Here is a 13,793-nt window from a genome sequence, read left to right on the forward strand (position 1 = left end):
GAAAGGTAAGTTATATGAGTGAACAAAGACATGGTTATTTTGGCTCCTTTGGGGGTCAATTTATGCCAGAAACATTGATGAATGCAGTCATCGAATTGGAAGAGGCGTACAACAAGTACAAAGATGATCCTGATTTCGTACACGAACTTGAGGATTTACATAAAAAATATACAGGTCGTCCATCCCTTTTATACTATGCAGATCGCATGACAAAGGACCTTGGAGGCGCCAAAATCTATTTAAAACGTGAGGACTTAAATCATACTGGTTCTCACAAGTTGAATAACGTAATCGGCCAAATGTTATTGGCAAAACGAATGGGTAAGACTCGTGTTATTGCTGAAACCGGCGCAGGTCAACACGGTGTGGCAACGGCTACTATCGCTGCGTTGATGGGCATGGAATGTGAAGTATACATGGGTGCAGAGGACTGTGAACGTCAAGCACTTAACGTATATCGTATGGAATTGCTAGGCGCTAAGGTACATCCTGTAACAACAGGTACTAGTACATTGAAAGATGCGGTTTCCGAAGCATTGCGCGAATGGACAAACCGCATGTCCGATACGCATTACGTATTGGGATCCGTTATGGGTGCTCATCCATTCCCTATGATCGTACGCGATTTCCAATCCATTATTAGCCGTGAAGCGCGTGAGCAAATCCTTGAAGCAGAAGGAAAATTACCAACAGCTGTTATGGCTTGTGTAGGTGGCGGCTCCAATGCGATGGGCATGTTCTATCACTTCATTCCAGACGAAGGTGTTCGTCTTATCGGTTGTGAAGCAGCAGGTCGTGGCATCGATACAGAAGAACATGCGGCGACAATCGCAAAGGGTTCCGTTGGTATCTTTCACGGCATGAAATCGTACTTTTGCCAAGACGAAGATGGTCAAATCGCTCCAGTATATTCTATCTCTGCAGGCCTTGATTATCCTGGTATCGGCCCTGAACATGCGTACTTGCACGATAGCGGTCGTGCTGAATACGTGCCTGTAACGGATGACGAAGCAGTCGATGCCTTTGAATATTTATCTCGCTTGGAAGGTATTATTCCAGCCATTGAAAGTGCTCATGCGGTGGCACATGCACGTAAAATTGCTCCTACTATGAGCAAGGATGACATCATTATTATTTGTTTATCTGGTCGCGGTGACAAAGACGTAGCGGCTATGGCGAAATATAGAGGGGTGGATCTTCATGAGTAAAATTAAAGACGCTTTCACAAAGGGCAAGGCATTCATCCCGTTCATTAGTGCTGGTGACCACGGTATTGAAAATACAGAACGTTATATTCGCATTATGGTGAAAGCCGGCGCCGACATGGTAGAAATCGGTATTCCGTTCTCTGATCCAACAGCAGAAGGTCCAGTTATCCAAGAAGCGAGTACACGTGCACTTTCTACAGGTGTAAAAATCAATGATATCTTCGATATGGTGCGTCGTCTGCGTACAGATGATGATGCGGTGACTATACCGCTCGTATTCATGACCTATTTGAATCCTATTTACGTATTTGGTCGTGAAAAATTCTTTACCCTCTGTGAAGAGGTGGGAATCTCTGGTGTTATCGTACCAGACATGCCGTTTGAAGAAAAAAGCGAGCTCGCTAGTGTGGCTCATAAGCATGGTGTTGAAGTTGTATCCTTAATTGCGCCAACATCTGAAAACCGCATCGAAATGATTGCCAAAGACGCAGAAGGCTTTGTATACTGCGTATCCTCACTTGGCGTTACAGGCATGCGCAGTGAAATTAAGACGGATATTAAATCCATTGTTGAAATGATTCGCAAATATACAGATATCCCTGTAGCTGTTGGTTTCGGTATTTCCAAGCCAGAACAAGCGGAAGCTATGGCGCGCGTATCCGATGGAGCCATCGTAGGTTCTGCCATCGTTAAAATCGTGGCAGAACACGGTGAACATGCGGACCAAGCGTTGTTTGATTACGTACGATCCATGAAACAAGCTGTTCTAAAGGCTGGCGCATAACATAATAACTCATATAGCCTTGGGAAAAATTATATAGGGGATAACACAAAAGGACGTTATACAATGTATAACGTCCTTTTCATTGGTTGGTTAATTTAGTTTTGTGTTTTTAGGGCTAGTAATATGTATTATGCACAAGGCTTAGTCATTAGAGGATTCAGAACGTTGATGTTGTTCACTGCGTTTTGCTGTTGCATTTTTATCATGCTTTTCACGTTCAGATATTCTATGCTTTCTGTGCTTTTTCTTTTTATCATTTACTTTGTACCATGGATGAGCGCTGCTATCTACTGTGCCATCATCATTTTTTACCATGCGATGATTTTCACCGATTTTGAAGTGGTAATCTTTGGCTTGGGCTACATTGGCACCAATACCAACTGTTAAGAAGGCACCTAAGCTAGCCAAGGCTACTGCTTTCATTAATTTAGCTTTCATAATTATCTCCTGTATAATTGATTGTACGAATTTTAGTTGTAAGAAATATATCTGTAGTATAGGCATATTTCGTGAACAAAAAATGAATCAACTAAGTTGATAAATCATAGTATAATAGGAATATCTATATATGTTTATTATCTAATATTATCTAAGATTATAGTAGGAGCTTTATGAAACAGAGAGTATACGAAATCCTCTATCGTGAGCTAGTGGAAAACTATGCGAACAGTAAGGGACGTACCAATACAGCCGACTTTTGGCTCACCATAAGTGCTATATCCTTTGTATATGGCTTAATTATATGTATTACAGGTCTTGCAACCTACATACCGTACGGATTTCTTTATGCTGTCTCTATTGGTGGCGGTGTATTATTTGTATTGTCCATCCTGTTATGCTTGCCGAAGATTATGCTAATGGCAAGACGGTTACGAGACTCTAATAATGATCCAACGTTGATGATTTTGCTTTTGGTTCCTTTTTTAGGCTGGCTTGCATTATTGTATCTATTCTGTAAGCGCACATCGCCTGTATCTAATGGATTAGAGGAAAAACGTTCCGTATCGGGCCTCTTTATTGTGGCCATATTAGTATTAGGATGCCTAGCCACTAGTGCAGGTAGTACAATGATTAATCATAATTTTATGGTAGAAGAGACTGCTTATGGCAATTTGGAACCTAGTTCATTAACGAAACAAGCAAATCGTCTTTTACAAAGTGAAACGGCTACAACAGAGGGGCGTACTGTGGTAAGTAATTATTATGAAGCCCTCAATAAAAAGGATTATCATGGTGCATATCGTTATTTGAGCGCTCGTGCTATGGAACGATATGGTACCTTTGAACTATGGGAACAAGCCATGACTAAGGAAGAGGTTCCTAAGGTGAAAGCGATACAGCTTGACTATGTTTCTCAAGACCAAGATGATGATATTATTGTAAACTATATGGGCTTTATCGTTACCTTTGAAGATAATCTAGAGCCTCTATTAGTTCGTTTGCATAATGAAGGCAAAGGCTGGGGCATTGTTGCTATTGAAGCCGTGGAGGAGGATTAGGTTATGTCAACCATAAATATATATGATTTGAACTATACTGATGCCTTCAAATTAGGTATTAGGAACTATGCTAATTTTAACGGTCGTGTTAGCCGTAGTGAATATTGGCGATTTGTGGCAGGCGTTACATTGATACAAGGATTACTTGGCATTTTAGCTTTACTTTGTAGTATCTTGGGCTTCCCTAATTATGAAACGCTTATCGATAATGTTGCTGTAGGGGTATCCCTTTTCTTTATAGTTCCCAATATAGCTATCACAGCGCGGCGTATGCATGATATTGGTCGGAGTGGTTGGACGCAGCTAATCTCATTTATTCCTGTTATAGGCTTCTTTATATTCCTCGTTTACGAATTGCGTCGTGGCGATGAAAGAGAGAATTCCTATGGTGAAAGAACCGGCTATACACCTATTACTCCTGAGGTTAGCAAGGCTACAGGACTAGAAGAAACTTCATCCCGTCGTCAAGATTGGGCGATGGGGATTGCCATCTTTATTATCCAATCTATTATTATTGCCGATATCATTAGAGAGATATTATGGTATGGAATTAATGGGAATGGATACATGTAATAATCACCTGTATTTATTAACAATCTCATTATTTTATTTTATAAAAGTTTAACATCTCCTTTATAGACAATATAACACTTTATAGTAAAATGAATTTCAGATGAATTTAAAAACTTAGATATTAATAAATAAAGAATATCTTAGTTGTTATATGTGTTAAGTACAGCAGGACATCGTAATCTTTGCTGATTTCTGTTTGTAGCTAGAAGGAGTTTATTATGAAATCTTGTCCCTATTGTGGACATGCAGTGTTGAAAACAGATTGTTACTGCCCAGAGTGTGGGCATGTTAGTAGACCACAAATCTCGTTAGATAAATACAATCTAGGCTTGATTGAAAATTTTAAACAATGTTTGGTTTATAAATATGCTGATTTTGATGGTCGTGCAAGTCGTAGTGAATATTGGCATTTCTTGTTAGTCTATCAATTGTTGTTTGTGGCCATTCTATTTACTTGTGCTTTTTTGAGCTATATTAGCCCACTATCTAGCGTAGTAGGCGTAGGTTTTGGTTTGGTCATCCTTGTCCTTTTGTCCGTGATTATGGTTATTCCTGGCGTGGCTGTTTCAGTGCGACGTCTACACGATCAAGGCCGCTCAGGGGGACTCGTATTTATTGGATTCATCCCTGTAATAGGGACCATTATCCTGTTGATCCTTATGGCTCTGCCTGGTGAAAGCCAACCAAATCGCTTTGGTCCCCCTAACGGTCAAGTAGTTGTAACAAAACAAATGGCCCGTGAATTAGGTCTTATTGATACTACGCCATCTATGGGACTAACTGCAGGACTATTCTGCGCTATCTTTGTACTCTGGTTCTTGGTAGATAAACTACTTATGACCAGTGCGATGTAGTTTATGATGTATCCTATAATGAAATATAAAGCATAAGTTATTCCCAAAACATATAGACATTCATTTTCAAAATCGTCAACAGTAATGATATAATATTTTCAAGAAGAATTTATTTGTTATTTCTAGAGGAGAGAAGATTATGACTGATTTGTCTATCAAAAATCTTTCGTATGTAGATAATTTTAAACATACGATTATGGGTAATTATGCTAATTTCAAAGGTCGTGCAAGCCGCAGTGAATATTGGCGTTTCTATGGTATCACAATTGTTATTGCTGGTATCTTCAATGTATTGAGTGCTCTTGTAATGGATACTGCGCTAGCAAGTGTTGTAGGTCTTATTTCCATAGTATATAATCTTGCAATTCTATTGCCTTCCATTGGTCTTGCTGCACGTCGTTTACATGACATTGGTAAAAGTGGTTGGATGCTTTTGATTAGCTTGATTCCATTTGGTATTATCTATGTTATTTATCTACTCGCTCAAAAGGGTGATGAAGGTGATAACCAATATGGATCTCCAATGAGCTATGAAGTAATTACTGCTGAAGAAGCTGCTCGCACTGGTCTTAAAGAAACTCCAACTGACGACATGGATCGTAAATTCATGTACGTGTGCATTGCAATTATTATTCTTGAATTAATTCTCATGAGTGCCATCTAATAATTGTATATACAATAAAGCCTACGTAAGTAGGCTTTTTCTTTTGCTTAATAGGGGATGTAGGTTCTGTTAAATTTAGAAATGAAGTATTTGACAATTTCCCCGTTTGAGTCCTATAATTATCTATTATATGAATATTGCGTTGAAAAAGACGGCATGTCTCAGACGGATTTAGTAGAGACCAAACTCATGGGCTGAAAGGTTTGGAAATCTAGAGATTTGCGGATCACTTTGGAGCAAGCAGGAACCCTGCCGGTGAACACCGTTATATGTTTAAGTGGCTTTCACAATATGAGAGATGAGTTGCGTCTTATGTGTTACAATCATGTGCTAGCATGGTGTGACAATCGCAGAAATGCGGTGGCGCTAGCTTTCACAAGTAACGAGAGTCAGTAGGGTGGTACCACGGATATGACGTCCGTCCCTTCGGGGGCGGGCGATTTTTTTATGTAAAAGGAGCAACAGCATGGATTACGGTAAGACGTTACATTTGCCTGAAACAGAATTCCCAATGCGCGGCAATTTGCCTAAGCGCGAACCAGAAATCTTACAATTCTGGGAAGATAACAAGATTTATCAAAAACGTTTGGAATTGCGTAAAGACGCAAAACCTTTCATTTTGCATGATGGTCCTCCATACGCAAATGGTAAATTGCATATCGGTCATGCCCTCAACAAAACGTTGAAGGACATCATCATGAAATACAAGACTATGACAGGTCACTATACTCGCTACATCCCAGGTTGGGATACACACGGCTTGCCAATCGAGCATGCGGTTATTAAGAACACTGGTCTTAACCGTCATGAAATGGCTCCATTGGACTTGCGCAATAAATGTAAGGAATATGCATTGGAGTGCGTAGAAGCACAAAAACAAGACTTCATTCGTTTTGGTGTATTAGGCGAATGGGACCGTCCGTATTTGACATTGCGTCCTGAGTTCGAAGTTAAACAACTTGGCATCTTCGGCGAAATGGCAAAACGCGGTCACATCTATAAAGGTCTTAAAACTGTATACTGGTGTACGCACTGCGAAACTGCATTAGCAGAGGCAGAAATCGAATATGCTGAGAAAAAATCTTTCTCCATCTACGTAAAATTCCCTTACGTATCCGAGAAAAAGGTTACATTGCCAGCTGGCGTAGATCCAAAACAAGCATACTCTGTTATTTGGACAACTACTCCTTGGACAATGCCTGCCAACGTAGCTATTTCCGTTAATCCTGAGCTTGAATATGGCTGGGTGAAAGCTGGCGACGAATACTACTTGATGGCTACTGAACTTGTTGACGCAGCTATGAAAGATATTGGTATCGAAGACTACGAAATCGTAAACCGTTTCTCTGGGGCAGACTTAGAATTGGCTGAATTTAAACATCCATTTGTAGAACGTACATCCACTGTGTTGTGTGGCGACCATGTAACACTTGAAGCAGGTACTGGTTGCGTACATACAGCTCCTGCACACGGTGAAGACGACTTTAACATCGTTATGCGTTATAACAAGGAAGGAAAAACTGAACTTCCTATCGTATCCCTTGTAAATGAAACTGGTAACTACACTAAACAAGTAGACGACAACCGTTATGGCGATACTGAATTCCCATTGGCTGGCGTAGAAATCCACGATGCAGAAGTGCCTGTAATCAAAATCTTGGCGCACAACAATGCATTGCTTCATAAATCCAGCTTGCGTCACCAATACGCTCACTGCTGGCGTTGTAAAAATCCTGTCATCTACCGTGCTACAGAACAATGGTTCTCCTCTGTAGATGGGTACCGTCAACAAGCTCTTGATGCAATCGACAATCAAGTGCAATGGATTCCTAAATGGGGCCATGACCGCATCTTCAACATGGTGCGCGACCGCGGTGACTGGGTAATTTCTCGTCAACGTATTTGGGGCGTGCCAATTCCTATTTACTATTGTGAAAGCTGTGGCGAGCACATCATCAACGATGATACTATCAAAGCTTTACAAGAAAAAGTAGCCGTAGAAGGCTCTGATGCTTGGTGGGCTCACAGTGCAAAAGAATTGTTACCAGAAGGTTTCAAATGTCCTCATTGCGGTCATGATGAGTTCAAAAAAGAAACAGATATCATGGACGTATGGTTTGACTCTGGTTCCTCTTGGTCTGGCGTACTTGAAGTTAACGGCTTAGATGTGCCATGTGCTATGTACCTTGAAGGTTCTGACCAACATCGTGGTTGGTTTAACTCTTCCTTGTTAACTGCAGTAGCAACAACTGGTAAAGCACCATACAACTCCGTATTGACTCACGGCTTCGTTGTGGACGGCGAAGGTCGCAAAATGTCTAAATCTGTAGGTAATACAGTAGCACCTAGCGACATTATCGACGTATACGGCGCTGACGTTATGCGTTTGTGGGTATCTTCCGCGGATTACCAAGCAGACGTACGTTTGTCCAAAGACATCGTAAAACAATTATCCGAAGTATATCGTAAGATCCGTAATACATTCCGCTTCTTGCTCGGTAACTTGGATGACTTCAATCCGAACACCGATAAAGTGGCTTACGCAGACATGTCCGAATTCGATAAATGGGCATTATTGCGCTTAGAAGAAGTACGTCAAAAGGTTACTGATGCGTACGAAAACTATGAATTCCACATGTTGTACCATGCAATTCATAACTTCTGTACAGTAGACTTGAGTTCCATCTACCTTGATGTAATGAAAGATACTATGTATGCTGAAAGCAAAGATAATGTAGCTCGTCGTTCTGCTCAAACAGCGATGTATGAAATCTTGAAAACATTGGTAGCCATGGTATCTCCAGTACTTTCTTTCACAGCGGAAGAAGTTTGGAAATACATGCCAAAAGAAGAGGGCATGCGTGAATCCGTTATGCTTCAAGATTGGCCACAAGGTCATCCAGAACACTTCAACCAAGAATTGGCTGACAAATGGAACCAATTGTTAGACTTGCGTACATCCGTACAAAAAGCATTGGAACTTGCTCGTCAAGATAAAACAATCGGTCATCCATTGGATGCATCCGTTACAGTATATGCTGAAGGTGCTGCATTCGATGCATTGAATGCCCTTGGTGAAGAAGGCTTGGCTAAACTTGTTATCGTATCCGAAGCGCACATCGTAAACGGCGCTGCACCGGCAGAGGCTGTAAAAGACGAAGAAACAGGCGTTGCAACAGTTGTTGTTGCCTCTGGTCTCGAAAAATGCGAACGCTGCTGGATTCATCGCGATACAGTCGGCCAAGATAGTGCACATCCTACACTTTGTGCACGCTGTGCCGACGTTGTAAAAACATTATAATAAAAAAAGACCATCCTGTTGAACTTCGCTTCCAAAAATTGTGTCCAATTTTTGGGGTACAGTTCACTGGGGATGGTCTTTTTTATGTTTGTAAATCCTTTGGCACTGTTAACTGTTTCCAATTATCTAGTTCAGGGATTTCCAAGGTATTTATCGTTTTTTGAATCCAATAGTTTAAGGACACTTCGTTTCCCACATATTGTTCAAATAAGTAGGTCTTACCAGGCATGTCTTGTTGGTTTCCATCGTCATCGATGGTATGACGGGCGGACTCTTTTAGATAGAGCTGCACCCTAAATGGGGCCGACTGATTGCCTTTAAAAATGAAATAGGATGGGCCTACAAAGTCATGGGTGCGAATATTAATTTGTTCGTACTTTTTCTCTTTTAATCCTTGTAATGCAGCTTGAATCATAGCGTTTGCATCATCGTATTCCTCTAGCAAAAACGGCTGTTGATCCACATCGAGCACGTAATGCCAGGTTGGCTTTTCTTCGTTCTTTTCAATAGTCCAATTACCTTCGAGGCTAGGCAATTGATGATTATCGTAAAGCTCTTTCAATAGGCTTATGGTATTCTCTTTGTCGTAAATGGACTTGTAGATAATTTCGTGTCCTTCTGATGGATCATAACCATGTAGCCTTATTTGATAATGATTTCGTAGCATCCGTTTTACATCGATCTTAAAGATATTACGCAATATATCTGGAACGGATAGGAAATGATTGTAAAAGCTGAGCTTCATTTCTTCCTGTGACTCTAAGGCCGTTTCAATGGTTTGCCAGTCGTACAGTGTCGTATCCCAGAGAAAGTCGTCCATAGTTACAGATAAGCGGGCCGCATTTTGAGGCCAGGTGGTAGGTGCAGGGCGCACCGTAGTAGTGGATTCGGTAATACCTTCTTTGTATTGCCAATGACCATCGACCTCTTCAAAGGCTGCTAAGCGTTCTTCTGCTTCGTCATCGATAGGAATATCTTTTAGCTCCGGATCCAAATTGGCTTTATGAGACAAGATATATTGATGGGATTGCTCGTAATAGGATACGGCTTGAGTTAAATCTGGCTTGCCTGTTACATAGCCTTTTTCGTAGGCATAGCCCAAGGCAACACGTGTTAAAGCGCGCGTAATATCGTAGAAAAGAACGCGATTCTCCTCTTCAAAGGCTCGTTGTTCCTCGTCTAAGACACGTAGTAATGATTGCACACCAAAGCGTATGTTTTTCGTCACCCCTAAACCGTGGATTCGCATGTATCCGATATAGGGCAAGGCGAATATGAAGCGATCTTTTGTAGCCGCCATATGTGTTAAATCTGCAATGAGTCCCCAGTCGAGAGGCAGGTGGCCTATGTGAAAGATATAGCCAAAGGCCGCCTGTAAGGCGGTGTAGCCCGCATCACTAAACTCTTTCGTTGCCGCACGGCGGTAGAGACCTATGGCTTTTACCGGATTATAGGGGATAGTACAACGTAAATTTTTGGCATCATAGAAATGATAGTAATAATCCGCTAATTCTGCGATGCTTTCAGATTGACCTAAGGCGGCACCTTTAGTGAACCACGTGAAAGCCTCCTCGAATTTACCGCTTTCGTGGCAGTCGAGGCCTGTATATAGCATCATGGCAGGGTTGCCAAGTTCGGCCGCAGTCTTGGCGACGCGGCGCGCATTGGAAAAGTCAGCTTCGTCGATATAGATATTGCGCAAGTTTCCTTGGAACATGGCAAGACCGTTGTCGAGAGCCTTATTAAACCATTCCTTAGCCAGATTAGATGCATTTTCTTGCAATGTTTCGTCTGGCACAGTGCCTTGTAAGGCGGCAATACGATCCTGCACAGAGTTTGCTGTAAGGCTTCTTTGAATGCGTTTAGTCCAACTCATAGGCGGAGGTGTTAGCATAGTCTCAGCGGAGCTGATGCGATTGTCATCACGCCAGAAAAAGACATTGCCTATAACATATTGGCAATAGGCATCGCCTTGGTTTGCGTAATCATAGACAATGCGAAAGGCATCGTCGAAGGAAATTTGCATATCCTTTTCCACGGTAGGGGTGATGGAACCTTTGATGCGCAAAGCTTGTAATGTACCGATAGGGCTACAGCGACGAATGCTATCGTGTAAGCATTGATAGGTGCGCATATTATCCTCTGGGAAGTTAAACTCTTCCCAGGTAAAACGAGGGCCTGCATAGACGCGTGCCAAGAGGGCATAGGCGTCACCTAGCTCTCGCGCCTCTGGATCATTGGCTATCTTGAGAGCATCCTCTTTAGTGTCTATATCACTTTCAAGACGGCTTGTCTTGTCGTTTCGTAAGGCTCTATCTTTTAGCTGACTAGGATTTTGCTGATTATTGACGATGAGCTCCAATTGACGTAAGCCTTCTTGAGCCATTTTTTGATTATAGGATGTAAAAATCATGTGGAAGACCTTTTGCAGGCGTTCCGTAAAGTACTGTGCCATTAGGCCTCCTTTTATACATGTATACAGTAAATACATATTTATTATATAACGAACGCGAGGTACCGTAAAAGAGGCAATACTAGTATATCTGTATGTTCTCCATTGATATCATACTGCTATCAGTTACCTGCTTTCATAGTATACTAGCCTATTTTTACTCTATATCTATGCATAATACAGAATCTTAGGTATAAATTGGATTTAAGCACAAAAAAATCCCCTCTGAAGAAAATCTGCTGTCACAAATTTTATGTGATGTCTGCAATCTTTCAGAGGGGTTATTATGTATCCTAGTTCTTAGGAATACATATTATTTTTTGTTGTAATCGCCGAACCATTTGTCGTAGATTTTTTGGTAAGTGCCGTCTTCTTTAAGTTCTTTAAGAGCTTTGTTAACAGCTTCTTGTAAAGCTTTGTTGCCTTTTTTCACGCCAAGAACTGTACCTTCAGCTTTAGTAGGTTCGCCTACGAGTTTAAGGTCTTGATCAGCACCTTGTTTGAGGTAGTACATAGCAACTGCATTATCGATGATAGCACCGTCGATTGTACCAGCTTTCAATTCCATGAAGATATTAGCATTAGAATCGATTTGTTTTACAGTTGTACCAGGAATTTTTTGAGCCATTTCAACCGGGATTGTACCGATTTGAGCGCCTACAGTTTTACCTGCTAATTCATCCATGTTGTGGATTGTTGTGTTGTCTTTACGAACAACTGTGATGAAACCGCCTTGGTCGAAGTATACATCGGAGAAGTCCAATGCTTTTTCACGTTCAGGTGTAGCATTGATGCCTGCTGCGATCATGTCGATATCGCCAGATTGAACTGCTGGAATCAAAGCATCGAAGCCCATGGATTTGAATTCCATTTTTAAACCAAGTTTTTTAGCAATTGCTTCGGACAAATCAACGTCGAAACCAACGTATTTGTCGCCTTCAGTGAATTCGAACGGTGGGAATGTAGTTTCAGAACCTACACGCAATACACCTTCTTGTTGTGTCATTTTAGGTTTGTCGTTGCCACAACCAGCCAATAAACCCATTGCTGCTACCGCTACGAGGGCGATGGCTGTCAATTTTTTGAACTTAAACATAGTATCCTCCTCAAACATCCATATACATGGTTTATACATTTCTGTTTATATTGTACGGAATTTTACACCAATAGGCAATAACATTGTATAATTAAGAGTAAACGAGTTTTCTATTCTTTATTGTAGAGTATCATAATCCTTTACAATAATGTGGTTATATACATGGAGGCAATATGTCCCTTACAACTACTTTTGCTGATCTTTGTAAAAGCTTCGCACCTGATGCGTTTGCCATTAATTACACATTAGCCAAGAATCCTGAGATTTCCAGTCAGGAGTTTGAGTCCGTCAAAACCATAGGCGCTGTTCTCGAAAAATATGGTATGGACGTAACCTATGAATTCTGTGATTTGCCGACTGCTTTCAAGGCGTCTGTTGTGAAAGTAGACAATCCAAAAGGCCGCTTGGCAATCCTCTGTGAATATGATGCATTACCAGAGGTGGGCCATGCATGCGGTCACTCCGCCAGCGGCTCTATGAGTGTGTTAGCTGCATTGACACTACATAAAATGCAACAAGAAGGCGTAGCTTTCAACATGGACATCGATATTATCGGTACACCAGACGAAGAAGCGATGGGCTGTAAGGTGGATATGTGCAATGCAGGGGTGTTCAAAGAATACGATTTTGCCATTATGGTGCATCTCGACGGCGAAGAAACGCGTCCTAACTCACAATTCTTGGCACTCGACTGCTTCCGTGCTAAGTATCACGGTAAACCAGCCCATGCAGCCGGAGAGCCTTGGAACGGCATCAATGCGGTAAATGGTGTGCAACTCGCTATCCATGCTATGGATATGATGCGCCAACAAGTGCGCCCTGAAACGCGCATCGGCACGTGGATCATTGCGGGAGGTACCGCATCTAATGTGATTCCTGCCTTCGGTGAATTAGAGGTCACTGTGCGTCATACGGAGCGTGAGTACTTGAATGGTTTATCTGAGCAAATCAAAAAAATCTTTGAAGGGGCGGCCCTTTGCACAGGTACAACTGTGGATGTAGAGTTTTATGGCAATCCGTATGATGATATGAACCAAAACCACCGTGGCACAAAGCTTATCGAAGAGGTAATGGCCGACATGGGCCTCGATTTTGAACCTGGTCCGGCAGCCCTCGGAGGTAGTTCAGATATTGGCAATGTAAGCTATCAATGTGCAGCACTCCATCCTAAATTGCGCCTCGCTGGCGAGCCGAAGGTGTGCCATTCTAAAGAATTTGCCGGTGCCATGTTAGAGCCTACCATTGAACAAACTATCATCGACGGTGCAAACATCATTGGTGGCACAGTATTGCGATTGGTAGAACATCCAGAAATCTTAGAAGAAATCGTAGCCGAATTTAATTATTCTAAATAGAAGGAAT

The 13,793-nt window shown here is 41.7% G+C and carries 11 protein-coding genes; 8 read left to right on the plus strand and 3 right to left on the minus strand.

Annotated elements, in window-relative coordinates:
- Positions 1–14: 14 nt before the first annotated feature.
- Both trpB and trpA read left to right on the plus strand, forming a co-directional pair.
- Positions 15–1,208 carry a tryptophan synthase subunit beta gene (gene trpB / locus E6X37_RS04750; RefSeq protein ID WP_118091088.1) on the plus strand — a complete coding sequence of 398 codons (1,194 nt, stop codon included), beginning with the start codon at positions 15–17 and terminating at the stop codon, positions 1,206–1,208.
- Positions 1,201–1,992, plus strand: a complete 792-nt coding sequence (trpA, locus tag E6X37_RS04755; protein ID WP_302682828.1) for a tryptophan synthase subunit alpha — start codon at positions 1,201–1,203, stop codon at positions 1,990–1,992. The genes trpB and trpA overlap by 8 nt, the downstream gene beginning before the upstream one ends.
- 141 nt (positions 1,993–2,133) lie before the next feature.
- Here the strand turns inward: trpA and E6X37_RS04760 are convergent, their stop codons facing one another.
- Positions 2,134–2,430 carry a hypothetical protein gene (locus tag E6X37_RS04760; RefSeq protein WP_004697907.1) on the minus strand — a complete coding sequence of 99 codons (297 nt, stop codon included), beginning with the start codon at positions 2,428–2,430 and terminating at the stop codon, positions 2,134–2,136.
- Positions 2,431–2,603: 173 nt separating this feature from the next.
- Here E6X37_RS04760 and E6X37_RS04765 point away from each other — a divergent pair, with 173 nt between their 5' ends.
- From E6X37_RS04765 to ileS, 5 genes are all read left to right on the plus strand, one after another.
- The gene (locus E6X37_RS04765) at positions 2,604–3,491 is read left to right on the plus strand and encodes a DUF805 domain-containing protein (protein WP_302682829.1); all 888 of its coding nucleotides are present in this window, start codon (positions 2,604–2,606) and stop codon (positions 3,489–3,491) included.
- Positions 3,492–3,494: 3 nt separating this feature from the next.
- Positions 3,495–4,064 carry a DUF805 domain-containing protein gene (locus E6X37_RS04770; RefSeq protein WP_316689622.1) on the plus strand — a complete coding sequence of 190 codons (570 nt, stop codon included), beginning with the start codon at positions 3,495–3,497 and terminating at the stop codon, positions 4,062–4,064.
- Positions 4,065–4,282: 218 nt separating this feature from the next.
- Complete coding sequence (locus E6X37_RS04775) at positions 4,283–4,918, plus strand: DUF805 domain-containing protein (protein WP_004697807.1); 636 nt, start codon at positions 4,283–4,285, stop codon at positions 4,916–4,918.
- Positions 4,919–5,057: 139 nt separating this feature from the next.
- Positions 5,058–5,582, plus strand: coding sequence for a DUF805 domain-containing protein (locus tag E6X37_RS04780; RefSeq protein ID WP_024061335.1), 525 nt, complete (start codon positions 5,058–5,060; stop codon positions 5,580–5,582).
- Between the two features lie 466 nt (positions 5,583–6,048).
- A complete protein-coding gene (ileS, locus tag E6X37_RS04785) occupies positions 6,049–8,883 on the plus strand; it encodes an isoleucine--tRNA ligase (protein ID WP_278617653.1) in 2,835 nt (944 codons plus the stop codon).
- A gap of 82 nt (positions 8,884–8,965) precedes the next feature.
- On the opposite strand, the gene E6X37_RS04790 is transcribed toward ileS, so the two are convergent.
- Together E6X37_RS04790 and E6X37_RS04795 are read right to left on the minus strand one after the other, a co-directional pair.
- The gene (locus E6X37_RS04790) at positions 8,966–11,338 is read right to left on the minus strand and encodes a tetratricopeptide repeat protein (RefSeq protein ID WP_287541240.1); all 2,373 of its coding nucleotides are present in this window, start codon (positions 11,336–11,338) and stop codon (positions 8,966–8,968) included.
- Positions 11,339–11,648: 310 nt separating this feature from the next.
- On the minus strand, positions 11,649–12,431 hold the full coding sequence (locus E6X37_RS04795) for a basic amino acid ABC transporter substrate-binding protein (protein ID WP_101928688.1): 783 nt from the start codon (positions 12,429–12,431) through the stop codon (positions 11,649–11,651).
- Between the two features lie 173 nt (positions 12,432–12,604).
- Between E6X37_RS04795 and E6X37_RS04800 the strand changes: the two genes are divergently transcribed.
- Entirely contained in the window at positions 12,605–13,786 is a 1,182-nt protein-coding gene (locus tag E6X37_RS04800) for an amidohydrolase (protein ID WP_316101926.1), read from the plus strand.
- Positions 13,787–13,793 lie beyond the last annotated feature (7 nt).

It is taken from the genome of Veillonella parvula (genome assembly GCF_032550495.1).
In the GTDB taxonomy this organism is placed as follows: domain Bacteria; phylum Bacillota; class Negativicutes; order Veillonellales; family Veillonellaceae; genus Veillonella; species Veillonella parvula_G.